At 50.7% G+C, this 24,884-nt stretch carries 24 protein-coding genes; 6 read left to right on the forward strand and 18 right to left on the reverse strand.

Translation table 11 applies throughout. The features are described 5' to 3' along the window. The 4 genes from ACMHXI_RS01825 to minC all read right to left on the reverse strand — a co-directional run. On the reverse strand, positions 1-454 hold a 454-nt coding region (locus tag ACMHXI_RS01825; RefSeq protein ID WP_413733910.1), incomplete at its 3' end, for a transposase domain-containing protein. Between the two features lie 199 nt (positions 455-653). After that, complete coding sequence (gene minE / locus ACMHXI_RS01830; protein WP_028781478.1) at positions 654-914, reverse strand: cell division topological specificity factor MinE; 261 nt, start codon at positions 912-914, stop codon at positions 654-656. A 3-nt stretch (positions 915-917) separates the two neighbouring features. Further along, positions 918-1,727: a septum site-determining protein MinD gene (minD, locus tag ACMHXI_RS01835; protein ID WP_025011627.1), complete on the reverse strand. Its 810-nt coding sequence runs from the start codon at positions 1,725-1,727 to the stop codon at positions 918-920. Between the two features lie 26 nt (positions 1,728-1,753). After that, positions 1,754-2,419, reverse strand: coding sequence for a septum site-determining protein MinC (gene minC, locus ACMHXI_RS01840; protein ID WP_208184801.1), 666 nt, complete (start codon positions 2,417-2,419; stop codon positions 1,754-1,756). Positions 2,420-2,541: 122 nt separating this feature from the next. On the opposite strand from minC, the gene ACMHXI_RS01845 reads away from it, so the two are divergent. From ACMHXI_RS01845 to ACMHXI_RS01855, 3 genes are read left to right on the forward strand one after another with little or no spacing between them, the layout of a single operon-like run. Then, positions 2,542-2,829, forward strand: a complete 288-nt coding sequence (locus tag ACMHXI_RS01845) for a YcgL domain-containing protein (RefSeq protein ID WP_025011626.1) — start codon at positions 2,542-2,544, stop codon at positions 2,827-2,829. 15 nt (positions 2,830-2,844) lie between these two features. Next, positions 2,845-3,822, forward strand: coding sequence for a lytic transglycosylase domain-containing protein (locus ACMHXI_RS01850; RefSeq protein WP_101060151.1), 978 nt, complete (start codon positions 2,845-2,847; stop codon positions 3,820-3,822). Between the two features lie 47 nt (positions 3,823-3,869). Beyond that, positions 3,870-4,310, forward strand: a complete 441-nt coding sequence (locus ACMHXI_RS01855) for a YcgN family cysteine cluster protein (RefSeq protein ID WP_109247945.1) — start codon at positions 3,870-3,872, stop codon at positions 4,308-4,310. An 88-nt stretch (positions 4,311-4,398) separates the two neighbouring features. Here the strand turns inward: ACMHXI_RS01855 and dsbB are convergent, their stop codons facing one another. Continuing rightward, positions 4,399-4,911: a disulfide bond formation protein DsbB gene (gene dsbB, locus ACMHXI_RS01860; protein ID WP_109247946.1), complete on the reverse strand. Its 513-nt coding sequence runs from the start codon at positions 4,909-4,911 to the stop codon at positions 4,399-4,401. A 139-nt stretch (positions 4,912-5,050) separates the two neighbouring features. Beyond that, the gene (gene nhaB, locus ACMHXI_RS01865; RefSeq protein WP_025887756.1) at positions 5,051-6,640 is read right to left on the reverse strand and encodes a sodium/proton antiporter NhaB; all 1,590 of its coding nucleotides are present in this window, start codon (positions 6,638-6,640) and stop codon (positions 5,051-5,053) included. 321 nt (positions 6,641-6,961) lie between these two features. Between nhaB and fadR the strand changes: the two genes are divergently transcribed. Continuing rightward, positions 6,962-7,681, forward strand: coding sequence for a fatty acid metabolism transcriptional regulator FadR (gene fadR / locus ACMHXI_RS01870; RefSeq protein ID WP_044735831.1), 720 nt, complete (start codon positions 6,962-6,964; stop codon positions 7,679-7,681). An 86-nt stretch (positions 7,682-7,767) separates the two neighbouring features. Here the strand turns inward: fadR and ACMHXI_RS01875 are convergent, their stop codons facing one another. The 4 genes from ACMHXI_RS01875 to sodB form a co-directional block, all read right to left on the reverse strand. Next, positions 7,768-9,288, reverse strand: coding sequence for a SpoVR family protein (locus tag ACMHXI_RS01875; RefSeq protein WP_208184800.1), 1,521 nt, complete (start codon positions 9,286-9,288; stop codon positions 7,768-7,770). A gap of 12 nt (positions 9,289-9,300) precedes the next feature. Next, positions 9,301-10,569, reverse strand: coding sequence for a YeaH/YhbH family protein (locus tag ACMHXI_RS01880; protein ID WP_025887760.1), 1,269 nt, complete (start codon positions 10,567-10,569; stop codon positions 9,301-9,303). A gap of 52 nt (positions 10,570-10,621) precedes the next feature. Continuing rightward, positions 10,622-12,556, reverse strand: coding sequence for a PrkA family serine protein kinase (locus tag ACMHXI_RS01885; RefSeq protein WP_025011620.1), 1,935 nt, complete (start codon positions 12,554-12,556; stop codon positions 10,622-10,624). Between the two features lie 265 nt (positions 12,557-12,821). Further along, positions 12,822-13,406 (reverse strand): superoxide dismutase [Fe], encoded by a 585-nt coding sequence (gene sodB, locus ACMHXI_RS01890; protein WP_025011619.1) that lies wholly within the window; start codon positions 13,404-13,406, stop codon positions 12,822-12,824. A 221-nt stretch (positions 13,407-13,627) separates the two neighbouring features. Between sodB and ACMHXI_RS01895 the strand changes: the two genes are divergently transcribed. Next, entirely contained in the window at positions 13,628-13,963 is a 336-nt protein-coding gene (locus ACMHXI_RS01895; RefSeq protein ID WP_025011618.1) for a Grx4 family monothiol glutaredoxin, read from the forward strand. 705 nt (positions 13,964-14,668) lie between these two features. Further along, positions 14,669-17,239, forward strand: coding sequence for a TonB-dependent receptor plug domain-containing protein (locus ACMHXI_RS01900; RefSeq protein WP_221058843.1), 2,571 nt, complete (start codon positions 14,669-14,671; stop codon positions 17,237-17,239). 56 nt (positions 17,240-17,295) lie between these two features. Here ACMHXI_RS01900 and gloA read toward each other — a convergent pair whose 3' ends face one another. The 8 genes from gloA to rsxA all read right to left on the reverse strand — a co-directional run bounded on the left by gloA (position 17,296) and on the right by rsxA (position 24,769). Further along, a complete protein-coding gene (gene gloA / locus ACMHXI_RS01905) occupies positions 17,296-17,706 on the reverse strand; it encodes a lactoylglutathione lyase (RefSeq protein ID WP_413733860.1) in 411 nt (136 codons plus the stop codon). A 364-nt stretch (positions 17,707-18,070) separates the two neighbouring features. Beyond that, entirely contained in the window at positions 18,071-18,712 is a 642-nt protein-coding gene (nth, locus tag ACMHXI_RS01910) for an endonuclease III (protein ID WP_413733862.1), read from the reverse strand. A gap of 9 nt (positions 18,713-18,721) precedes the next feature. Beyond that, on the reverse strand, positions 18,722-19,417 hold the full coding sequence (locus tag ACMHXI_RS01915) for an electron transport complex subunit E (protein WP_025011615.1): 696 nt from the start codon (positions 19,415-19,417) through the stop codon (positions 18,722-18,724). Next, positions 19,414-20,037 carry an electron transport complex subunit RsxG gene (gene rsxG, locus ACMHXI_RS01920; RefSeq protein ID WP_391564207.1) on the reverse strand — a complete coding sequence of 208 codons (624 nt, stop codon included), beginning with the start codon at positions 20,035-20,037 and terminating at the stop codon, positions 19,414-19,416. The genes ACMHXI_RS01915 and rsxG overlap by 4 nt, the downstream gene beginning before the upstream one ends. Positions 20,038-20,067: 30 nt before the next feature. Continuing rightward, positions 20,068-21,120, reverse strand: a complete 1,053-nt coding sequence (gene rsxD / locus ACMHXI_RS01925; protein WP_208156213.1) for an electron transport complex subunit RsxD — start codon at positions 21,118-21,120, stop codon at positions 20,068-20,070. A gap of 1 nt (position 21,121) precedes the next feature. Further along, the gene (gene rsxC / locus ACMHXI_RS01930; protein WP_208184796.1) at positions 21,122-23,623 is read right to left on the reverse strand and encodes an electron transport complex subunit RsxC; all 2,502 of its coding nucleotides are present in this window, start codon (positions 23,621-23,623) and stop codon (positions 21,122-21,124) included. Further along, positions 23,617-24,186 carry an electron transport complex subunit RsxB gene (gene rsxB / locus ACMHXI_RS01935; RefSeq protein WP_025010231.1) on the reverse strand — a complete coding sequence of 190 codons (570 nt, stop codon included), beginning with the start codon at positions 24,184-24,186 and terminating at the stop codon, positions 23,617-23,619. Before rsxB ends, rsxC begins: the two co-directional genes overlap by 7 nt. Before the next feature lie 4 nt (positions 24,187-24,190). Further along, complete coding sequence (rsxA, locus tag ACMHXI_RS01940; protein WP_025010232.1) at positions 24,191-24,769, reverse strand: electron transport complex subunit RsxA; 579 nt, start codon at positions 24,767-24,769, stop codon at positions 24,191-24,193. Positions 24,770-24,884 lie beyond the last annotated feature (115 nt).

The raw sequence follows: 24,884 nt of genomic DNA on the forward strand, positions 1-24,884 counted from the left end.
CCTGATTGTTTTGCTCACTATCAGGTGTTCGCCATACGATACCATCGACCCCATAGAGATTGAGTCCACACCAATGAGGATGCTCTGCTCTTTCATGCCAGGTCTTGGCACTTCGCTTAAACACATCTCGAACAACGTCGGAGCCCAGCCGCTTGCGCGCTTGCGTGACAGCGCTGCGCGCAACGTAATCCACCTCTTGAGGTAAGACGATATCAAGCTTATTGATGAGAGAGCGGACGGATTCGCCTCTGAACAGAGCCATACCAATCACCGCCCAAATCATGGCATCCATAGGTAACTTACGTCGCCTTAAACTGGCAACACCATGTGAATCAAGGCACGACTGAATTAAATCGGGCTCAAGTACATCGGCCAGACAGGTGAATTCGGTAAGACGGTTGATATGAGTACGCGCCAAAGCTTCTGAAAGTTGCATAAAAAAATCCGATGACATGGGGTCATCGGATTTTGATCCTTTCAGTGAGATCGTCAAGCGATCTGTCTTAACTGATCGGCATTACGCCCTTGGGCGCCTTTTTGTGACTGCAGCAGTACTTTACATAGATGCTTTATTTTACATAGATACTTTATTCATACTTTGGCTTCAAATGTATGCTCTTGAGCCCCTTTGCTTTTTATCGAAAAAGCTTGCCTCAAGGGCGGTCCGGCAGAGTTACATTGAGCTCGAGTACCGACAGGTTGTCATCGTTTTGATCCAGCTGCACAGATACCTGCTCTTCGGAGATGTGCACATACTTGCGGATCACTTCAATTATCTCCTGCTTCATCTGCGGAAAGTAATCCGGTGCCCCGCGCTCGCCGCGTTGATGGGCAACGATGATCTGCAAACGTTCCTTGGCGGTTGCCGCGGTGCTGCTTTTCTTGCTGCTTCTGAAATAATCGAGTAATGACATAATTTAGCTACCAAATATTCGTTTAAGGAATCCCTTCTTCTCTTCCGCGACGAAGCGCAGCGGAAGCTCTTCACCCAGCAGACGAGCCACTGTGTCCTCGTAGGCCTGTCCGGCATCGCTGTCGTGATCTATGATCACCGGCACCCCTGAGTTGGAAGCCTTGAGCACTGCCTGAGACTCAGGAATAACTCCGAGCAGTTGTATTGCGAGAATTTCCTGCACATCTTCCACACTGAGCATTTCGCCGGTTTTCACTCTGGCAGGGGAGTAGCGAGTCAGCAGCAGATATTCCTTGATGGGCTCAAGCCCTTGCTCGGCACGACGGCTACGGCTTTGCAGCATACCAAGGATCCTGTCTGAGTCTCTGACCGAGCTGACCTCAGGGTTGGTTGTCACTATGGCGATATCGGCAAAATAGAGTGCCATCATGGCGCCGGTTTCAATACCTGCCGGAGAGTCACAGATGATGTAGTCAAAGTCTTTGCTCAAATCATCAAGTACCTTGCCGACACCTTCTTTGGTCAGGGCATCTTTGTCCCTGGTTTGGGAAGCCGGTAAAACGAACAGTTTATCGCAGCGTTTATCTTTGATCAGCGTTTGGTTCAGATTGGACTCGCCGTTGATGACATTGACAAAGTCGTAAACAACCCGACGCTCACAGCCCATGACCAAATCCAGATTACGCAGGCCGATATCAAAATCGATAACAACAGTCTTGTGTCCTTTAAGCGCCAAGCCGGTAGCGATAGCCGCGCTCGATGTGGTTTTGCCCACACCGCCTTTACCTGAGGTGACAACAATAATTTGTGCCATGTTCTATTTTATCCTTTCCATCTGCCTTATCCGGGCAGCGATTCAACGATTAATGACTCACCGCTGAGCCTGATACAACCACTCTTGGCGGTACAGTGTTGCTGCAGGTTTTCAGTCAACCAGTACTGTCCCGCAATCGAAACCAGTTCAGCTTCCATGGACTGGGCCAGGATCACGGCATGTTTATCACCGCTGGCTCCCGCCATTGCCTTACCACGCAGTGCCCCGTATACATGAATGCTACCATCAGCAATGACTTCTGCGCCATTCCCTACTGCACCAAAAACGATTAAATCACCGTCTTTGGCATAGATTTGTTGCCCGGAGCGCACGTTTTGTTTGACTATCTTGGTGACTCTCGGGGGCGGCGGTGGCAATTCCGACTGTTTCCCGGCTTTGATGCTGGCCAATCCCTGCGCCTTGGCGGCTTCATTGAGTGCCTTATTGGCGGCAGTCACACCAACTATCACCAGTTGTCTTTCGGTCAGTCCCTGGCGCAGCCCTTTGAGATCTATGTCTGTGCCGTTGACCTGACTTAAGTTGAGCACCAGTGGGGCATTGAGGAAAAACTGGGGAGCCTGGGCGAGCTTGCCATCGAGCTCTTTAAAAAGGGCGTCCAGATCTGGGGTATTGATATGAAGTACAGAGAGCGTAAAAGAAGAGCCCTTTAGCTCTAGACTAGGTTTTGGCATCCCGGCGTCATTCTCCAGAAAATGAGCAGTCAGATTGCGTGACAGCGTTATATTCCAAGGCGTCCATGTTATAGTGTGCCCCGATGAGTGGCAAGTTTGAACCCATGGAAATTGATACAATTATGATCTGTGCTGTCTATAAGAGCCTGAAAAAAGCCGACACCTATTTATTCGTCAACAAGAAAGGCCAGTTTGATGATGTACCTGCTCCCTTGATGCAGGTATTTGGGCCGCCACAACTGGTAATGCTGTTGCCGCTGCAGAAAAGGCAGCAACTGGGTATCGCCGATATCAACAAGGTCAAAGCAGAACTGGCGGAAAAGGGCTATTATTTGCAATTGCCGCCACCGCAGGTGGATATGCTGAAGGAGCTGAGACGCAGCAAGGGCCTGGATGATCATTCTGCTTAAGGAATAACGCGTTTTATGGATAGACTTTCCCTGGTGTTTATTTCGCTGCTGGGCGCGTCGCTGACCAATGTCTGTGCAGCGACCGAAAGCAGTTTTGAGCAGTATCTTGATAAATTGAAACAGGACGCAGCAACGCAAGGGATAGATCAACTCATATTGGATAAAGCCTTCAGCCAGATAAAACTGTTTAAAAAAGCCTCCAATGATGACAAGACAGCCCCCGAACCGCCAAAGGATCTGGAGCACTATATCCCTAAGGCGATCAGTGAGGAGATGGTGGTAAAGGGTCGGGTTCTGGCCGAAGAATATCGACCGCTGCTGGTCAAACTTGGTAAACAATATCGGGTGCAGCCCAGGTTTATTCTGGCCCTTTGGGGGCTCGAGTCGGATTTTGGCAATCAGCAGGGCGGTTATCCTGTGCTTTCCGTGACGGCGTCACTGGCCTATGAGGGACAAGAGGTTTACCGCGATGAGTTTTTTGCGGCGCTGAAAATTCTCGCGTCACAATCGCTCGACTTTAACGAGCTCAAGGGCTCGAGTACCGGTGCCATGGGGCCTTTAGGATTGATGCCAAGCGCCTATCTGCAATACGGCAGCGACGGCGACGGTGATGGCAAGATCGATATCTGGAACAGCTTTGCCGATGGCTTGGCATCTGTGGCCAACTACCTGCAGCAAACGGGCTGGGATGACACCCAAACCTGGGGACGCCAGGTCAAAGCGCCCGAGTCCATAGAGAACAGCCAACTCGGGGTGGATTATCAGGCGAGTTTCAGCCATTGGCAGCAGTTGGGCGTTCGTCGTTACGATGGCGGCGATCTGCCTGGCCGGACCGATATGCAAGTTTCATTGATCATGCCAGATGGTGTCACAGGAAGGCACTATCTGGTATACCAGAACTACCGCGCCTTGCGAAGCTGGCAAAATTCAGACTATTTCGCTTTGGCGGCGGCTTATCTTTCCGAGCGGATCAAGTATCCACCCCGGAAATAGTGTAAAATAGCCATCACGCAAGCTTTCAAGAACGAACCAACAAATTTATGTCCTTCTGGTTAACCAAGACCCTGGCCGAAATGACTCCGGATGAGTGGGAGTCTCTCTGTGATGGCTGTGGGAAATGCTGTCTCAATAAGCTCATCGATGATGAAACCGATGAGCTTTACTATACCAATGCGGCCTGCAAATTGTTGTCTGATATAGACTGCAGCTGCATTCACTATGAAAAACGCTTTGAATTTGTGCCTCTGTGCACCGCGGTGACGGCGACGAATATCGGTGAGCTGGACTGGCTGCCGGATAGTTGTGCTTATCGGCGTCTGTATCTGGGGCGGCCATTGCCTTCCTGGCACCCACTTTTGACCGGCTCCAAGGATGCCATGCACGAAGTAGGGATGTCGGTGAAGGGCAAGACGCTTTGCGAGAGTAAAGTGCGCGATCTTGAAGATCATATTGTACTCTGGCCACTGAAGGACTTGGATTGATGTCATCCAGGCATCAAGAGTAAAAAGCCAAACACGATTGTTTGGCTTTTTTATGCTCATAGGAAACCCGCTAGCTTGAATTGAATACCTAGTTACGGCCCTTGCTCAGAATAGGTACAACATAGAGCAGCAGTGCTACCAGATATGTGGCAAAAGCAACAATCATCCACTGCGACATAGTGATGCCGATAAAGCTCCAGGGAATATCGGTGCACATGCCTGTTGGCATAAATATCGAAGGCAGCCATTCATGCAGTGGCATCCAGGAGGGGAAGTCCGGCAGGAATGAACAGGTGGAAAAAGGCGAAGGGTTTTGCTGCATATCGTTGAGTTCAATGGCCAATCTCAGCCCCCAACTGGCGCTTATCCCCCACAGCAAGGCCGCCACAAGTCGCACTGGACGTACACTCGGCGCAAGAAAGCCTATGATGCCGGCCAGCAGCAATCCCAATACGGCCAAACGCTGGTAGATACACATGACGCAAGGCTCGAGGTGCATCACATGTTGAAAGTACAACGCAGCCAGCTCCAGAGACAGGGCGCTGAGCGCCAGAATTCCCCAGGCCATGCGGGAGTGGGCGAAACGTATCATTGCTGTCAAAACTATTCTCCATTGATTACCCATCAGTCCAAGGCGAGGTGGGGTAACTCCTCAGATGGATATGACACCCATAAAAAAACGCCCTAGAGGGGCGTTTTTTGGACTCTACTGAAACCAAAAGGTTCAGTCAATACATAGACTAATGGCCTACGGCCGCACCCTTACCCAGTACTTCCTGGGCACTGTGGTGCAGGATCATGCCTGAGTCGTAGAAGTATTGGGTCATCTGCTCCAGGAAACCTGTCTCAATTGCCAGTACACCAACAATGGACAACACGATAGTGTAAGGCAGTGCCATCCATACCATGCGGCCATAAGAGAGACGAATGAGGGGAGCCAGAGCGGAAGTCAGCAGGAACAGGAAGGCCGCCTGACCGTTAGGGGTAGCCACTGATGGCAGGTTGGTTCCTGTGTTGATGGCAACGGCAAGCAGGTCAAACTGATCGCGGGTGATTTGGCCATCAATCAGCGCGGCTTTCACCTCGTTGATATAAACGGTACCCACAAACACGTTATCACTGACCATGGACAACAAGCCATTGGCAACATAGAAGATAACCAGCTGCATATTGCCTTCAAAGCCGAGAGCCCATTGAATAACAGGAGCAAACAGGCCTTGGTCAATAATCACACCCACCACGGCGAAGAATACTGCCAGCAGAGCGGTAAAGGGCAGGGCTTCTTCGAAGGCTTTACCCAGAGCGTGCTCATCGGTAATACCGTTGAAGGCTGTGGTCAGGATGATAACTGAAAGACCGATAAGACCAACCGATGCCAGGTGGAAGGCCAGACCGACAATCAGCCATACACCGACCAGAGCCTGGATAACCAGCTTCATCTTATCTTTGCTGGTTCTGTGGGCATCTTCATGGGCGGCAAATTCCACCAGAATTTTGTGTACAGCGTCTGGCAGTTGGGCGCCATAACCACAGATACGGAATTTTTCCACCAAGACACAGGTGAGGATACCGGCAAAGAATACGGGTACAGTCACAGGTGACATCCGCAAGGCGAATTCAGAGAACTGCCAGTTAGCCTGGGCGGCGATGATCAGGTTTTGCGGCTCACCTACCATGGTGCACACACCACCGAGGGCAGTACCGACACCGGCGTGCATCAACAGGTTACGCAGGAAGCCCCGGAAGTCTTCCAACTCCTGGGCGTTAAGCTGGTCATTCCCGTCAGAGGTATGGTCATGATCGGCGCTGAAATCTTTACCGGATGCGACCTTATGATAGATGGAGTAGAAACCGACTGCTACAGCGATGATAACCGCAATAACAGTCAAGGCATCGAGGAACGCAGACAGGAAGGCTGAGGCAACACAGAACATCAGGGATACGACCATTTTGGAACGCACCTTGGTGATCATCTTGGTAAATACATAAAGCAGCAATTGCTTCATAAAGTAGATACCGGCCACCATGAATACCAATAGCAGCAGTACTTCGAGGTTGGCTTCAATCTCGTGCAGTACCTGGCTGGGACTGGTCATACCGATAAACACGGCCTCAATCGCCAATAAACCACCGGGTTGCAGAGGATAGCATTTAAGCGCCATGGCCAGAGTGAAGATAAACTGCACGACCAAAAACCAGCCCGCAACAAAGGGGTTGATACTGAAGAGTATCGGGTTGATGATAAGAAAAATCAGTATCGCAAGCTTGTACCACTTGGGCGAGTTGCCCAAGAAGTTACTCATAAAAGCCTGAATCGGTGTAGCAGGCATGTCTTCCTCTCTAATCTGTTATAAGTGAATCTGTTATTAAGTGTGGTAGTTACGTCTTTGGTTGACGAACGGTAAAATTTGCGTAGTTCAGTCTAGCCTAAAGATAAACTCAATGTAATGATTAGGGTATACAGGGATTTCAAAAAGCGGATCTCTAACGCAAAATTCAGTGACAACTGATTTGAACCTGGTCACTTTTATAGCAGTTATTGAGAGCTTGGCAGGGTAGAATTTTTCGTCAGTGATCTGGTGGTTTTCATTTTTCGTCGCTCTGGTATGATCTGTGGCCAGAATAATGCTAACAATCGGAAAACCGGGCTGATGATAATCAATGCCAAAGGACCTGCAAGTTTTGCAGAGAAATATATAGTGCGTTCAATTTGGGAAAATAAATTTCCCCCCGGCTCCATACTTCCTGCGGAGCGGGAATTATCAGAGCTGATAGGTGTGACCCGTACAACACTCAGGGAAGTGCTGCAGCGTTTGGCCCGTGACGGTTGGTTGACGATTCAACATGGCAAACCCACCCGGGTGAATAATTTCTGGGAAACCTCTGGCCTGAATATTTTGGAGACCATTGCCGATCTTAATCCCGAAGGTTTCCCGGTATTGGTTGACCAACTGCTGTCGGCCAGAACCAATGTCAGTGCCATCTACTTCCGTGGCGCACTGCGGCATAATCCAGAGACGGCGGTGGAAGTGTTGTCAAAAATTCACGAGCTGGAAGATGATGCCGAGGCCTATGCCGAATTTGATTACCAGTTGCATCACACCTTGGCGTTTTCATCAGGTAACCCGCTGTACGTGCTGATCCTCAATGGTTTCAAGGGACTGTATGCCAGAGTCGGGCGCTACTACTTCAGTAGTCAGGAAGCAAGAGCCTTGGCACTGGCCTTCTATCAAAAGCTTGAAATCCTGGCTAAAGATAAAAACTATACCCAGGTGCCTGCTTTGATGCGCGCTTACGGTATCGACAGTGGCATTATGTGGCAGAAACTGCGCGATGCCATGCCGCTGGAGATGGCCCAGGACAATCAATAGTTGCCGATGGTCCGTTGGCACATAATAAAAAAGACCGCTATTAGCGGTCTTTTTTATTATCCAGGGTTTTCTATGACCAAAGCTGCCTAGATCAATTCGCTTCTGTCCGGGCACGAGGCCAGTACTCTTATCTCGCCATCATCTTCTTTCTGCTCCAGAGTGACATCAAAGCCCCAAAGACGGTGCAGGTGTTTGAGTACTTCCCGGCAACTGTCTGCCAGAGGGATGCCCTTGCTGGGGATATACCTCAGTGTCAGCGAGCGATCGCCATTGACCATGACATTATGAACCTGAATATTGGGTTCATTATTGGACAGGTTATATTGTGAAGACAAAATTTGCCTGATCTCCCGGTATCCCTGTTCATCATGAATGGCAGATACCGACAGATAGTTTTTGCTTTCATCATCGAGCACACCAAACAGCTTGAACTTGCGGATGATGGTGGGGGAAAGATACTGGCTGATGAAGCTTTCATCCTTGAAGTTTTCCATGGCGAAATGCAGCGTTTTCAACCAATCGCTGCCGGCGATATCCGGGAACCAATATCTATCCTCTTCTGTTGGCTGTTCGCAGATACGGCGAATGTCGCAGAACATATTGAACCCCAGGGCATAGGGGTTAATGCCGTTGTAATAAGGGCTGTTGTAGGGGGGCTGAGCCACCACATTGGTGTGACTCTGTAAAAACTCCAACATAAATCTGTCGGTAACCAGACCTTCGTCATAGAGGTGGTTGAGCAGGGTGTAATGCCAGAAGGTGGCCCAGCCCTCGTTCATCACCTGGGTCTGGCGTTGCGGGTAAAAATACTGCCCCATCTTGCGTACGATACGCACCAACTCCCGTTGCCAGGGCTCCAGCAGCGGTGCATGCTTCTCGATAAAGTAGAGAATGTTTTCCTGTGGCTCTGACGGGAAGTGTTTTCGTTGTTTGGCTTCCTCCTTGGTCTGCTGTGAGGGGATGGTGCGCCAGAGATCGTTGACCTGGGTTTGCAGATAGGCCTCGCGCTCTTTCTGGCGTGCCTGCTCTTCACGAAACGAAATTTCTGTTGGGCGCTTGTAGCGGTCGACGCCATAATTCATCAAGGCGTGGCAGGAGTCCAACAGGTTTTCCACCTCATCTATGCCATATTTACGCTCGCATTCACTGATGTATTGCTTGGCAAAGACCAGGTAATCAATGATGGAGCCGGCATCTGTCCAGGTGCGGAACAGGTAGTTGTTTTTGAAGAAACTGTTGTGGCCAAAGCAGGCGTGAGCTATCACCAAGGCTTGCATGGTGAGGGTGTTTTCCTCCATCAGATAGGCGATACAGGGGTTGGAGTTGATGACTATCTCATAGGCCAGCCCCATCTGGCCGCGCTTGTAACCCTGCTCGGTTTCGATAAAACGCTTACCGAAGGACCAGTGAGTATACCCTATGGGCATGCCTATGCTGGCGTAGGCGTCCATCATCTGCTCGGCGGTGATCACCTCTATCTGATTGGGATAGGTCCCCAGACGATAATGCCCCGCGACCCGGGCGATTTCCTTTTCATAGGTTTCCAGCAGCTCAAAAGTCCATTCAGGCCCGTCACTCAATGGCTGGCGTGTTTTCTTTTTGCTCATAATCGCTTCCCCCTAAACCGCCTGCTTCTTGAACAACTCTCTGAACACGGGATAGATATCCTCTGCCTGACGAATATGTTGTACCGCCATATTGTCGAATTGTTTTTGCAGGGTTTCATATTCACGCCAGAGCGTCTGATGTGCCCTGTTGGTGATTTCTATGTAGCTGAAATAGCGCACTACGGGCAGCAGTTGTGTTTCGAGGATCTGATAACAGGTGGGCGAATCGTCGGCCCAGTTGTCACCATCGGATGCCTGGGCGGCATAGATATTCCATTCATTGGCCGGATAACGCTCCTGTTGAATTTCGTGCATAAGTTTCAGTGCACTGGAGACTATGGTGCCGCCCGTCTCCTGAGAGTAGAAAAACTCGTGTTCATCCACTTCTTTGGCCTGGGTATGATGACGGATATAAACGACCTCAAGATTCTTGTAAGTGCGGGTCAGAAACAGGTACAGCAATATATAAAAGCGTTTCGCCATATCCTTGGTGGCCTGATCCATGGAGCCGGAGACATCCATAAGACAGAACATCACCGCCTGACTGGTGGGCACTTCCCGCTTGGCAAAGTTGTTGTAGCGCAGATCGAAAGTGTCGATAAAGGGCACCTTGGCGATGCGCTGTTTAAGCTCTTCAATCTCCTCTTTGAGCTGCAATATCCGCTCGGCACTGGCACCCGGAGTGTTTTCCAACTCTGCCAGTTCGTTTTCCAGTTCATGCAGTCGCCGTTTCTTGTCTGCGGACATGGCGGTGCGCCGCGCCAGAGAGGATCTCAAAGAGCGGACGATATTGATATTTGAGGGCACACCATCATTGGTATAACCGGCTCGGTAAGTTTGATATTCCACCAGTTTGTTCAGGCGGTTTTTCTGCAGGTTGGGCAACTCTAGATCTTCAAACAAGAGCTCGAGGTACTCATCTTTGGAGATTTGAAATACAAAGTCATCCTGACCCTCGCCTGAGTCCGAGGCATCGCCCTTGCCGCTGCCACCACCGCCGCCGCCCTGAGGCCTGTCTATCTTGTCGCCGCGGGTAAATTGGTCGTTGCCCGGATGCACTCGCTCACGGACGCCGCCGCGACCTTGATGGAATACGGGTTCGCTGATGTCCTTGGTGGGGATACTGATTTTTTCTCCCTTGTCGACATCTGTGACGCTACGGTGAGTGACGGCATCACTGACCGCTTTTTTAATTTGTTGTTTATAACGGTTAATAAACCGCTGACGGTTAACCGTGCTCTTTCCTTTGGCATTCAACCGCCTGTCGATAAAGTTCGCCATACGCACCTCCCAAAGCAAATACCGGGGCCCGAAAGCCCCGGAAAGGGCACAGCTATGAGGACTTACGTACCCGTAAGTACCACTCGGACAACAGGCGCACCTGTTTCTTGGTGTAGCCTTTCTCCATCATACGGTTGACGAAATCATCATGCTTGCGCTGATCGTCTGTGGAGGTCTTGGCGTTGAAAGAAATGACCGGCAGGAGATCTTCGGTATTTGAGAACATCTTCTTCTCTATCACGGTTCTGAGTTTCTCATAGCTGGTCCATTGCGGGTTGTTGCCATCATTATTGGCCCTTGCCCTGAGCACAAAGTTGACTATCTCATTGCGGAAGTCTTTGGGATTACTTATCCCGGCCGGCTTTTCAATTTTCTCCAATTCGGCGTTGAGTGCGGCCCGGTCAAACAGTTGGCCGGTTTCCGGGTCTCTGTATTCCTGATCCTGGATCCAGAAGTCGGCATAGGTGACATAGCGGTCGAAGATGTTCTGACCATATTCCGAATAAGATTCCAGGTAAGCGGTCTGGATCTCCTTACCGATAAACTCAACATATTTAGGGATCAGATAGCCCTTCAAAAACTCCATATATCTTTCTGCGGTATCGGAAGGGAACTGCTCTTGCTCTATCTGCCGCTCCAGTACATAGAAGAGATGCACCGGGTTGGCGGCAATTTCAGAATGGTCGAAGTTAAAGACCTTGGAGAGGATTTTGAACGCGAAGCGGGTCGACAGTCCGTGCATCCCCTCATCGACCCCGGCATAGTCTCGATATTCCTGGTAAGACTTGGCCTTGGGATCGGTATCCTTGAGGCTTTCACCGTCATAGACCCGCATCTTGGAGTAGACAGAGGAGTTCTCCGGGGTTTTGATCCTTGAGAGCACGCTGAATTGAGCCAAGGTCTCCAGTGTGCCTGGAGCACAGGGCGCCTTGGTCAGTTCTGAATTGGCGATAAGCTTGCGGTAAATCTGGATCTCTTCTGACACGCGCAGACAGTAAGGCACCTTAACGATATAAACACGGTCGAGGAAGGCTTCATTGTTTTTATTATTTTTAAAGCTGCTCCATTCAGACTCGTTGGAGTGAGCCAGAATAATGCCGTTAAAAGGCAGGGCCGATAAGCCTTCGGTACCGTTATAGTTACCTTCCTGAGTGGCGGTCAGCAGTGGGTGCAGCACCTTGATCGGCGCCTTGAACATCTCCACAAACTCCATTAAACCCTGGTTGGCACGGCACAGTGCTCCTGAATAGGAGTAGGCATCGGCATCATTCTGGGCAAAGTGCTCCAGTTGGCGAATGTCGACTTTGCCCACCAGAGAAGAGATATCCTGGTTGTTGTCATCACCGGGTTCAGTCTTGGCAATGGCAATTTGATCCAGCACCGAAGGGAATACCTTAACAACCCGGAAGCGGGAGATATCGCCGCCAAAGTCATGCAAGCGCTTGACCGCCCAGGGCGACATTATGCTGCGCAGGTAACGGGTCGGGATCTGGTATTCTTCCTGCAGCAACTTGCCATCTTCCTCGGCATCAAACAGGCAGAAAGGGTGGTCGTTGACCGGACTTCTGACTCCATCGGCGCTAAGAATATAGATGGGGACTTGCTGCATCAAAGCCTTGAGCTTCTCTGCCAGCGAAGATTTACCGCCTCCGACAGGTCCCAACAGATAGAGGATCTGCTTGGATTCTTCCAGCCCTTGGGCCGAGTGTTTAAGGTAGGAGACTATCTGCTCTATGGCATCTTCCATGCCGTAGAAGTCTTTAAACGCGGGATAGCGAGATATTAAGCGGTTGGAAAATATCCGGCTCAGAACCTGATTCTTGGAAGTGTCGACCACTTCCGGCTCGCCGATGGCGATAAGCAGTCTTTCTGCAGCCGAAGCGTAGGCGCTGCGATCTTGCTTACAGATATCAAGAAACTCCTGTAATGTGTATTCTTCATCGAGTTTCTTCTCATAGCGCTGTTGGTAGTGCTCAAATATGCCCATTTTAAACCCCCTGAAACGCCAAATATGTCTGGGAAGGGAACTGTCTTTAGCAGTTGCCTACCATTAATCTTAGACACTAATTCATGCTTCATGTCAAAAAACATAAATAAAAACAAAGGCAAATAGTTGCAAAAGCAATAGTTGCACTTGTGAATTGCTGCCGGAGGGTGAGCTTGTTGATGTGCGGTCGGCTTGTGGGAGAGTGCTTATGGGCAATAAAAAAGGAGCCATAAGGCTCCTTTTCAGGCACTCAGTTTGAGTATTATTAACCGGCGAAGTTTTGGTTAACAAAGTCCCAGTTCAGCAACTGCCAGAAGTGCGCCATGTAGTCAGGGCGAACGTTACGGTAGTCGATGTAGTAAGCGTGCTCCCAAACGTCAACGGTCAGCAGTGGGGTCACTGAAGCATCAGTCAGCGGAGTGGCCGCGTTGCTGGTGTTAACGATAGCGACAGTGCCATCAGCCTTTTTAACCAGCCAGGTCCAGCCGCTACCAAAGTTGTTGACAGCAGACTCAGTGAACTGAGTCTTGAAGGCTTCAAAAGAACCAAAAGCAGCATTGATAGCTTCGGCTACAGCACCGGTGGCTTCGCCGCCGCCGTTAGGCGCCAGACAATTCCAGTAAAAAGTGTGGTTCCAAACCTGAGCGGCGTTGTTGAAAATACCGCCGCTGGAGGTTTTTACAATCTCTTCCAGGGTCTTGCCGGCAAATTCAGTGCCTTCGATCAGACCGTTCAGCTTAACCACGTAAGTGTTGTGGTGCTTACCGTAGTGGTATTCGATGGTTTCCTGAGAAATGTGGGGTTCCAGTGCGTTCTTGGCATATGGTAATGCAGGTAATTCGAAAGCCATTAGTATCTCTCCATGGACTTGGTTTATCATTTTCAGACTTGCTCACTACCACCTATTGTACCGATAAAATTTGTGAAGTGAATCATTGTTTGAGTGATTGAGCAGATTGACATCATTGAAAAATCAAATGACTAAATAACCTTACAAATAGTGTGATTTTGTTCTGCGTTTCTCTCGCGTACAATAGTGAATCAAATATAGTGTCGTACTCAGGAACGTAAATGGAAACTGTTGAAAAAATTAAGCAGCAAATCGCTGAAAACCCCATCATCCTTTACATGAAAGGTTCGCCCAAATTACCCAGCTGTGGTTTTTCCTCTCAGGTGGCTCAAATCATGATCAATATCGGCGAGCAGTTCGCGTTTGTTGATATTTTGCAGCATCCTGATATCCGTGCTGAACTGCCCAAGTATGCCAATTGGCCAACTTTCCCTCAGTTGTGGGTTGAAGGTGAGCTGGTCGGTGGTTGCGATATCCTGACCGAGATGTACCAAAAAGGTGAGTTACAGACCTTGATCAAGGACACTGCTGCCAAGTACAAGCAGGATGAAGCCTAAGGTCAATTTCAGTACCTTTAAGCATTTAAAAGATGAGGCCGGATATATTCCGGCCTTTTTTTCTGCCCGTTTTTGCGCGCCTATCTTCGATAGGTGTCATCATCTTAAATTACATTTCATTTTAACAATCTACTCTGATTTTTGTTTTATTGACCACTTATCTTCCGATTGAATCCTGTTGTTTGCAGCATAAAAGACTACCAAAGCAGTTTGGGGTAACCTCAAAATAAAACAATGTTGCAACAAATGTATTATCTGTATCGTTTTATTACTTACCAAATGTGACTGGTCAGGCTTGCTGTATATGCAATTAAGGCGTTTACGATGATTCAAGGCAGGGAATTGTATTGAGAAAAATTTCGACTTTTTACTGTGATGTATCAGTGTGGAAACAATTAAAAATGTGATGGATGTCACACTTTTTGAGATGGGCAATGTTAATTAATATGTTGAGAATTAACAAGAAATCAAAGTTTATTTTTTAACAACTCCCGGTAATTGGCTGCATATCTATTCGCTATAGGATAGGCGGGTTCTATTTGTCATTAAGCAAAACAAAAAATAAACATAAATTAAACATTAGCGGATTTGTCAGATTAAAATCCTGTTATTGACGATGTTGAAACGAGGCGACAGTATCTTGGCAACGCCGTGTTAATAAGCGCGGTGAAAATAAAAACAAACCAGGAAGTAAGGGAGTTTAAAATGACAAGAACCAATAAGCTGACTGGCGCAGTCAGACTGGCTCTGTTTGCTGCGGTTTCAACGGGAGCTGCATCTGTGTCTCAGGTGGCTTACGCCGCAGAAGACGGTGCCAAGGTAGAACGTATCGAAGTAACAGGTTCACGTATCCAGCGTCAGGATATGGAAACCGCTTCTCCAGTGACAGTGATCAGTGCCGATGCCATTCGTGCAGAAGGCTTCACTTCTGTTGACCAACTGCTGCAGGCTCAGACCTCTATGGCCGGTGCGGCTGTAGGTTCAACCACCAACAATGGTGCCGATGGCGCGGCTCAGGTTGATCTGCGTGGTATGGGTGCCGAACGTACTCTGGTACTGCTCAATGGCCGCCGTATGGTGAACTCAGGCTCAGGCGCAGATAGTGCAGTGGACTTGAACTCAATCCCAGTAGCGATGATTGCCCGGGTAGAGATTCTTAAGGATGGCGCCTCGGCGGTATACGGCTCAGATGCTATTGCCGGTGTGGTCAACATCATCACCAAGAAAGATTTTGAAGGCTTCCAGCTGGATTTCAACGGCAGCGGAACCGATAAGGGCGACGGTGAAAACGGCGAACTGAGCCTGCTGTACGGTTTCAACACAGACAACGGCGGTAATTATACCTTTGGTGCAGCTTACTCTGACCGTCGTGGTGTTATTCAGGGCGACCGTGACTGGACCGAACCAGGCGCCAGTTCCTTCATTCCAACCGGCTCTCTGGCTGGTATGGTCAAAGATGCCAACGGCAACTGGGTTAAGCGCAGCACAGGTTACGACTACACCCAAGACAGCTGGTTCCAGACGCCTAGTAAACGTTATAGTCTGTTTGCCAACATGATCCAGGAGCTGGGCAATGAATTGGTACTGACAGGTGATATTCTGTACACCAAGCGTAAGTCAGATCAGCAAATGGCCGCTCAGCCAGCTGATATTATGCTGGGTGTTTGTGGTCAAACAGATGATCCGGTCAAGTGCATCACGTTGGATCAGTCCATGCTGGACGCCGGCATTAAGGCCGATAAAACCGGCCGTGTTAACTATCGTCGCCGTACCAATGATGTAGGCCCTCGTATCTACAACCAGGACATCGATACTCTGCGCGCCTCTATTGGCCTGCAGGGCACACTCGATGTCAACACAGGTATGACTTGGGATCTTTCCTACACTTATGGCAAAAACAAGGCCGATACCTGGGTTGAAAACTCCATCAATGCCAAAAAGATGGAAGAGTCCGTCTATAACAATCTGGATGCCTGGCTCAGTGGTGCCCCGCTGACTCAAGAGATCATCAATGACATCGGCTTCACCGAGCGCAATGATGGTGGTAATGAACAACACGTGGTTGCCGGCGTATTGAGTGGTGAGCTGTTTGATCTGAGTGCCGGTCCAGTCAGCTTCGCTATCGGTGCCGAATACCGTTACGACAGCGGTTATTACAACCCTGATCCTGTGATTGTTGCCGGTGAAGGTACTGCCGCCCAGCAAGACCCAACTGATGGTAATTACGACGTTATCTCTATCTATCAGGAAGTCAGTGTACCTTTCACTGAAAAACTGACCGGTGAATTTGCCCTGCGTTTCGATGACTACTCAACTTTCGGCAAGGCAACGACCTGGAAGATAGGTCTGACCTATGAAGCCACAGATGATTTGATGCTGCGCGCCGTGGCGGCTACCGGTTTCCGGGCGCCAAACGTCAGCGAGCTCTACGGTGGTAACACAGGGTCTTATGACTATCTGGATGATCCATGGGGTAATGAACAAGATCCACAGATCCTGGTTAACTACACCTCAGATACGGGTCTGAAACCGGAAGAGTCTGAATCTTACACTGCCGGTCTGGTTTACTCGCCACGCTTTATCGATGGTATGTCTCTGACACTTGACTACTGGCGCTTCCGGGTGAGCAATGCCATTACCCGTCTGGATGCTCAAGCAGGCTTGAATGCTTGTTTTAAAGAGCAACAACAAACAGGTGGTCAAAGTGGTGATGCATGTAAACAGTTCGGTATAGAAGCTAATGGAGACTTGTCTAAACTGACCAACCCTCTGACCAACGTGGGTAGCCAGAATACCAGTGGTATCGATTTCAACCTGGCTTACAGCTTTGAAGGTCTGGGGCTGGATTGGAAAATCAACAACGATCTGACCTATCTGCTGGAGTTTGAGCAGGATGGCGTTGCCTATGACGGTACTATCGATGGTAACTTTGGTGCTTATGCAGAAGTTCGTAACAACTTCAGTATTCAGGCAAGTCGTGGCGATTGGAGTTTGATGTATTACAACCGTTATATAGGTAAGATGGATGATATCTATACTGATTACGATCAGAATGATAAACCGTTCACTGCAGTTGCAAAGGCTGATGCTGTAATGTACCACAACATTGTCGGTACTTATCACTTCACGGATGGCTTCACAGCTTCACTGGGTGTTAAGAACTTAACTGATGAAGAACCTTCATTTGTGTCCAATGGTAGTGATGCGGGTACGGTACCTGAAGTCTATGACACTATCGGTCGTCAAATCTACGGTGGTGTGACTTACAAGTTCTAAGCCATATCATGGAATGAAAAAAAGCGCCTTCAGGCGCTTTTTTAATGTCTGATTGTTTAACCCAAGCCGTGCTCAGCCGAGCTCATTTGAATGAGCTCGATTTTGTAACCGTCAGGATCTTCAACAAAAGCGATTTTAGTGGTTCCGCCGGCAACAGGGCCAGGGGCACGGATAACCTTGCCACCGGCGGCGCTGATGGCGTCACAGCGGGCGTAGATATCTTCTTCGCCTATGGCAATATGACCAAAGGCATTACCCATATCATATTGCTCTGTTCCCCAGTTGTAGGTGAGCTCTATGACTGCCTGGCCGGTTGATTCTTCGCCGTAGCCGACGAAGGCGAGGGTATATTTATATTCAGGGTTTTCTGATTGACGCAGCAGCTTCATTCCCATGATTTCTGTGTAGAAGTGGATGCTGCGTTCAAGGTTACCGACCCTGAGCATGGTATGGAGAACTTGTGACATTGCTACCTCTTTTGGTTCTATAACGGAAACCCAGTTGAGCTTCCGTAGCGTGGATGATCAAGCGAGATCCGGGGAGGTGAGAATCACTCTCAAATAGAGTGGTTCCGGCCGCCGTTAACTTGATAGCCAGTTCACAAATCCATGAAATAAACATGGTATTTGTGTCTGCTTCATTAATAATGGTGTCAACCCTATCTTAGCTGGATGCAGGAGACAAGCATGACTACAGAATTGAAAATGGCTATTGGATCTACCCTGGTAATTGCAATCGTTTTCGCCGCTATGATTGTACAGATTTTTTGATTGGCGCTGAGCAAGAATATGTAAGCCAATGCCGCCTTGGGGCGGCATTGTCGTTTCTGGATTAATCTTCCGGATAGATTTTTTCTTTGAATTCACACAGATCTTCAATCAGACAACTGCCGCAGCGGGGCCTTCTGGCGATGCAGGTATAGCGCCCGTGAAGAATAAGCCAGTGGTGAACGTCAACCTTGAACTCGGCCGGTACCACTTTGAGCAGTTTATCTTCCACTTCCTGCACATTTTTCCCCGGTGCAAAGCGGGTGCGGTTGCTGACCCGAAAAATGTGAGTGTCCACGGCTATGGTTGGCCAACCAAAGGCGGTGTTGAGCACCACATTGGCGGTCTTGCGACCGACCCCAGGTAGTGACTCCAGCGCCTCGCGGTTTTCGGGGACTTCGCCGTTGTACTTCTCTACAAGGATCTTGGACAGTGCCACCACATTGATGGCCTTATTGTTATAAAGCCCTATGGTCTTGATATATTCCTTCAGCCCTTCAACCCCGAGATCGGCAATCGCCTGTGGGGTATTAGCCACCGGAAACAGCTTGTCAGTGGCCTTGTTGACACTGACATCGGTTGCCTGCGCCGAGAGCGTTACCGCAACCAGTAATTCAAAAGGGCTGGAATAATTCAGCTCTGTCTGGGGATGAGGATTGTTGTCCCGCAGGCGTTCGAGTATCGCCCGTCTCTTGTCTTTGTTCACTCAATAACCTCAGTTGACTTTGGTGATCCTGGCGCGCTCCACAGGGGCAGTTTGCACTCTGGGTTGGCGCTCAGCGAGTTTCTTGTCGATCACGTTTTTCAGCGCAATCAGCAAACCCATTCCCAAAAAGGCGCCGGGCGGTAACATTGCCAGTAGGAAGGGAGTGTCTACTTGCCAGACTTCAATGCGCAGGCTCGCAGCCCAAGGTCCCAGCAGCTGCTCTGCACCGTCAAATAGGGTACCTTGCCCCAGTATTTCCCTGCCTCCGCCAAGCACCATCAATACCAAGGTAAAGCCAATACCCATCATTAAGCCATCAAAGGCGGCGCTCATTGGTGAGTTGCGTGAGGCAAAGGCTTCGGCGCGGCCTATGATGACACAGTTGGTCACTATGAGTGGCAGGAAAATACCGAGAGAAACGTATAGGCCATAGGCGTATGCGTTAACCAGCAATTGTACGGCAGTCACCAGTGCGGCAATAATCATTACGAATACGGGAATGCGGATCTCTTTGGGCACAAAATTGCGCACCAGGGATACTGTGGTGTTGGAACCTATCAACACCAGCGCAGTTGCGAGCCCAAGCCCCAAGGCGTTGGTAAAGGTGGAGGTCACTGCCAACAGGGGACAGAGTCCCAACATCTGCACCAGTCCGGGGTTATTTTTCCACAAGCCTTGCCAGGCGATATCGCGATATAAACTCATTGGCTTGCCTCACATGTCTGTGATTGGGAAAAAATGGTCTTCTTATTGGCTTCAAAGAAGGCCAGGGTGTTTCTCATCGACTTGACGTAGGCCCTGGGGGTAATGGTCGCCCCGGTAAACTGGTCGATTTCACCGCCGTCTTTTTTCACATACCAGGCCTTGTCATCACTGCCTTGAAGCTTTTTGCCGATAAAGCTGTCCACCCAATCAGATTTCTTGCGCTCAATCTTGTCACCCAGCCCAGGGGTTTCCTGATGCGACAGAGTGCGAACACCAAGCACAGTGCCATCTGTCTTGATACCTATGATCAAGCGTATTTCGCCATTGTAGCCATCCGGCGCTATGGTTTCGATGGCAATGGCGACCGGCTGGGCATCTTGGGTGGCGATATAAGCCGGCATAGGCTGAGTTGTGCCCAGGGCGTCTTTATCCTGCAATAGAATGCAGCTTTCCTCGAGCGGATTGTCGTGGAGTTCACTGGGAATGATCTGCTCCAGGGTGCGCCTGAGCTCCAACTTTTGCTGCGCCAGGATCGCATCTCGGGTACTGTCATTGACAACCGCCACCACCGCGGTGCATATCAGGGCAAACAGGCCCAAAAGCAGACCATTTTTCAACATGGATTTTTGCACTGTCTATCTCTCTTGCTATCAATGTCCGGCGCGATGGCCATAGGCTCGGGGTTTGACATAGTAGTCGATCAAAGGGGCGCACAGGTTGGCCAGCAACACCGCAAAAGCAAAGGCGTCAGGGTAACCCCCAAAGCTTCTAATAAGGTACACCACCAGGCCGATAAGGGCGCCGAAGATAAATCGGCCCTGATTGCTGGCCGGCGCGGTTACAGGATCCGTGGCGATAAAGAAAGCCGCCAGCATGGTGGCGCCACTGAACAGGTGAATAAGCGGGCTGACATGGGTATCTGGCCCAAGCGCATAGGCAAAGCCGCTGCAGATAAACAGCGAGGCCAATACACCGACACTGATATGCCAGCGGATAAGCTTCATCTTCAACAGCGCCAGACCACCGCACAGGTAGGCCAGGTTGACCCAAAACCAGCCACTGTTGATAGTGCCGGCAAAAATTGGTTTTTGCAGGCTCTCGGTAGTGGTCATTCCCATAGATAGATCCGTTTTCAGCGTATCGAGTGGTGTCGCCATGGTGACGCCATCGATACCGAGCTGGAAGTACTCGGCAACGCTGCCTTGGCTGGCGCCGAAAATCACCTGCAAACTGGTGAGAAAATCCGGAGAGTGCTGGGCAACAGTCGCCGGTGCGACCCAACTGGTCATCTGTACCGGGAAGGCCACCAACAGCAGCACATAGGCGGCCATGGCCGGATTGAACAGGTTGTTTCCCAAACCGCCATACAGCTGTTTGACCATGATGATGGCAAAACTTGTACCTATCACCACCATCCACCAAGGGGCGAGTGGCGGTACGGCAATACCGATAAGAACTGCTGTCAGAGCCGCGCTGTTATCCGACAGCGTCGAAAGTACCTTGCGCTTACGCAACTTGAGGATGACGGCCTCTGAAATCAAAGCAACCATCACGGCCAGCAGTACCTGAATAAGGCTGCCCCAACCAAAAAATACACACTGCACTACCAGGCCGGGCAGGGCGCAGAGCAGCACCCTTTGCATCACAGTGCTGGTTTGCAGCGGCCGGCTGACATGGGGGGAGGAGGCTATTTTAAACGCCATATCAATCTTTCTCCTGTGCGCTGAGCGCCTTCTCTTTGGCCTTTTGTTTGGCTTTGGCTACTGCCCTGGCAATACGCGCCTGTTTACTGTCATCAGACGGAGTATTATCCGCGGACGTGGGCTCGGTAGCGGTTGTCGACTCGATTGTAGGCCGACTTTCAGCCGAAACAGGCGTATTTGCCGCGCCTTTGTCCTGTGGTTGTTCACTTGCCGCCGCGGCTTTCTTGGCCTTGGCTTTGGCAACCGCTGCCGCGATACGAGCCTGCTTGCTGTCATCGCTTGTGGCTTGTTTTGCTGCTTGGCTTGCGACTTGGTTTACTTCGGCGGCTTGCGCTTGTTCCCCACCGTTATCATCGGCCGCAATTGATTTAGCTGACTCAGACGCCGCCGCGGCTTTCTTGGCCTTGGCTTTGGCAACCGCTGCCACGATACGAGCCTGCTTGCTGTCATCGCTTGTAGCTTGTTTTGCTGCTTGGCTTGCGACTTGGTTTACTTCGGCACCTTGTGCTGATCCTCCGTCGAAATCCGTTGCTGGCGTTGACTCAGATGCAGCCGCGGCTTTCTTGGCCTTGGCTCTGGCAACCGCTGCCGCGATACGAGCCTGCTTGCTATCTTCGCTTACGGTTTGGCTTGCTTCGTCGGCTGTAGCTTGAGTGGCGCAAGTGCTAGTTTCGGCCTGCCCTGAGGCTGCAGCGGCCTTTTTCGCCTTGGCGCGGGCGATAGCGGCTGCGACCTGAGCTTTCTTGTCCGAGCCAGGTGTTGTGCCTTCAGCTGCATTATCTGTAGTCGTATCAGCAACTTCTTCAGCAGGAACAGTGCCTTGTGCAGCGGCCTTTTTGGCCTTGGCCCTGGCAATCGCTGCCGCGACATCGCTCTTTCTCTTGTCCACCTTTGGCTGGATAACTGCCGAGTCGGCAGTTTCGACAGCTTTTTCTACCGGGCTTTCGGTGGCCACTACAGAGGCTTCAGCGGCTTTTTTCGCCTTAATCCTGGCCATGGCTTCGGCAACGGCGTCTTTCTCACCACTGCCCATGGCGGCGCGGCGCTTATCGGCTGCGGCCTTGGCTTTGGCTTCCCGGGCCTGTTTCTCGGCCTCCAGCCGTTTGAGCCTGGCATCGAATCTTTGCTTGGCCTGCTCGGCCAGCTGTTTCTCTTCGTGATTACGCTTAATGGCCGCCTTGGCAACTCGGTAATACTCCACCAGAGGAATATCCGATGGACAAACATAACTACAGCAGCCACATTCGATGCAGTCTCTGAGGTTGTAGGCGCTGGCCTTGTCATATTCCTCGGCTTTACTGTGCCAGTAGAGTTGCTGGGGCAATAGAGATGCCGGGCACACCTGAGCACATTCACCGCAGCGAATGCAGGCCTTCTCCTCGGCTGGAGGGCTGATCTCGCTGGCAGATGGCACCAGAATACAGTTACTGCCTTTGAGCAGCGGCACCTTAATAAGGGGTAAGGTGTGGCCCATCATGGGGCCGCCTATGATGACGGTATCCTGACCGCTGGGGGTGAAGCCACTTTGCTCAAGTATATGGGCTATGGGCGTGCCCAGTGGCACCCAGTAATTACCCGGCTTTGGAATATTGCCGCCGGTCACTGTGACGACCCGCTCTATGAGAGGCTTACCCAGGCAAACGGCTTCACGAATGGCGAAGGCGGTGCCTACGTTGTGCACTACTATCCCAAGTTGCGCCGGAATGGCGCCGGAAGGCACTTCCTGCCCGGTAATGATCTGGATCAGCTGCTTTTCACCGCCGGAAGGGTATTTGGTCGGGATCACAGTGATCCTGATACTTCCCTTCGGCAGGTGGCAGCTATCAAGCGCCTGCTGCATCGCCTGTACGGCTTCGGGCTTGTTATCCTCAATGGCGATAATTACCCGTTTGGGATTTAGCAGCCCGTGAACAATTTCAATACCATCCAGAATTTCCCTGGCGTGTTCGCGCATCAATCTGTCATCGGCGCTGATATAAGGCTCGCATTCCACGCCGTTGATCAACAGTAGTTCAATCTCACTGGCGGGGTTGAGTTTGATGTGAGCCGGAAACATGGCGCCGCCCAATCCGGCTATCCCGGCCTGGCGAATGCGGCTGAGGATCTGCTCGCGGCTCAATGCTGCGAGGTCTTGCCGATCAAAATGTATGGCTTGATCCTGGCCATCGGCTTCCAGCACACAGGTCAATACCGGCAGGGCAGAAGGGTGATTGCTCGGTCTTTGCTCTATGGCGCGAATGATGCCTGAGGTGGGGGCATGCACCGCCAGATACATGGCGCTCAGTCCGCGGGTCAGCGCTTGGCCCTTGAGCACTCTGTCGCCGACTTTGACTTCGAGCACGGCGCTGTCACCGACCTGAGGTACGGGCAATAAGAATTCACTGGCAAGCGGTAGACGCCCAATAGGGCTGCCATTGGAGAGGTCTTTCATCTGCGGCGGATGAATTCCGCCGGTCAGGCGCCACTGAGTTCCTTTATCCAACTGTTCGAGTAATGTCAGCACGGCTTGTCCTCTTCCACCAACTTCACTGGAATTGCGTTAAGCTGCCAGTCCCAGGTTTTCAGATCCTGTTTCACCGGGATCATATCGATACAATCCACGGGGCAGGGTTCAACACAGAGATCGCAGCCGGTGCAGTTGCTGGTCAGGACTGTGTGCATCAGCTTGCCCGTTCCTATAATGGCGTCTACCGGACAGGCCTGAATACACTTGGTACAGCCGATACATTCCTCTTCACGAATGTAGGCGACCTTTTTGACCTGGGTTTCAACACTGGCATCGAGAGGCTCGGGATCGACCCCCATAAGATCGGCCAGTTTCTCCATGGTGGCGGTACCGCCCGGTGGGCAGCGATTGATCTTCTCGCCGTTGGCTATGGCCTCGGCGTAGGGGCGGCAACCAGGGTAGCCGCATTGACCACACTGGGTTTGTGGCAACAGGGCTTCGACCTGATCCACTATCGGATTGCCCTGAACTTTAAACTTCTCGGCGGCGAAGCCGAGTAAAACGCCGAATACCAGCGCCAGCAGAGACAATAAAATGACTGCAATTAGCATGGAAGACATAACTCTATTTGACTAAACCGGTAAAGCCCATGAAGGCCAGCGACATCAGGCCGGCGGTGATCATGGCGATGGCACTGCCTTTGAAAGGCGCTGGGACATCGGCCGCTGCCAGACGTTCGCGCATCGCCGAAAACAGGATAAGCACCAGTGAAAACCCGGCGGCAGCGCCGAAACCATAGATGGCACTCTGCATAAAATCGTGGTTTTCATTGATGTTCAGCAGGGCTACACCCAACACGGCACAGTTGGTGGTGATAAGCGGCAGGTAGATCCCCAGCGCCCTATGCAGAGTCGCACTGGTTTTCTGTACCACCATTTCGGTGAACTGTACCACCACGGCGATAACCAGAATAAAGCTCATGGTGCGCAGGTAGCCCAGATCGAATGGCAGCAGCAGATACTGGTTGACCAGATAGCTGAGAATGGCTGCCAAGGTCATGACAAAGGTGGTTGCCATGGACATACCTATGGCAGATTCCAGCTTGCTGGACACCCCCATAAACGGGCATAAGCCAAGGAATTTCACTAATACAAAATTGTTGACCAGCACAGTGCCAATCAACAACAGGAGATACTCACTCATCTCATTACAGGCGTTGTGATTTCTTAGCGGTTATTATCAGTGTTTCAGTGGTCATAAACAACATATAGAAAGCAGGGTTTACCTTCTTTGCGCCCGTATTTGGCCATAAATGGCA

This window comes from Shewanella sp. BJSY2023SW005, from assembly GCF_047314585.1.
Taxonomy (GTDB): domain Bacteria; phylum Pseudomonadota; class Gammaproteobacteria; order Enterobacterales; family Shewanellaceae; genus Shewanella; species Shewanella algae.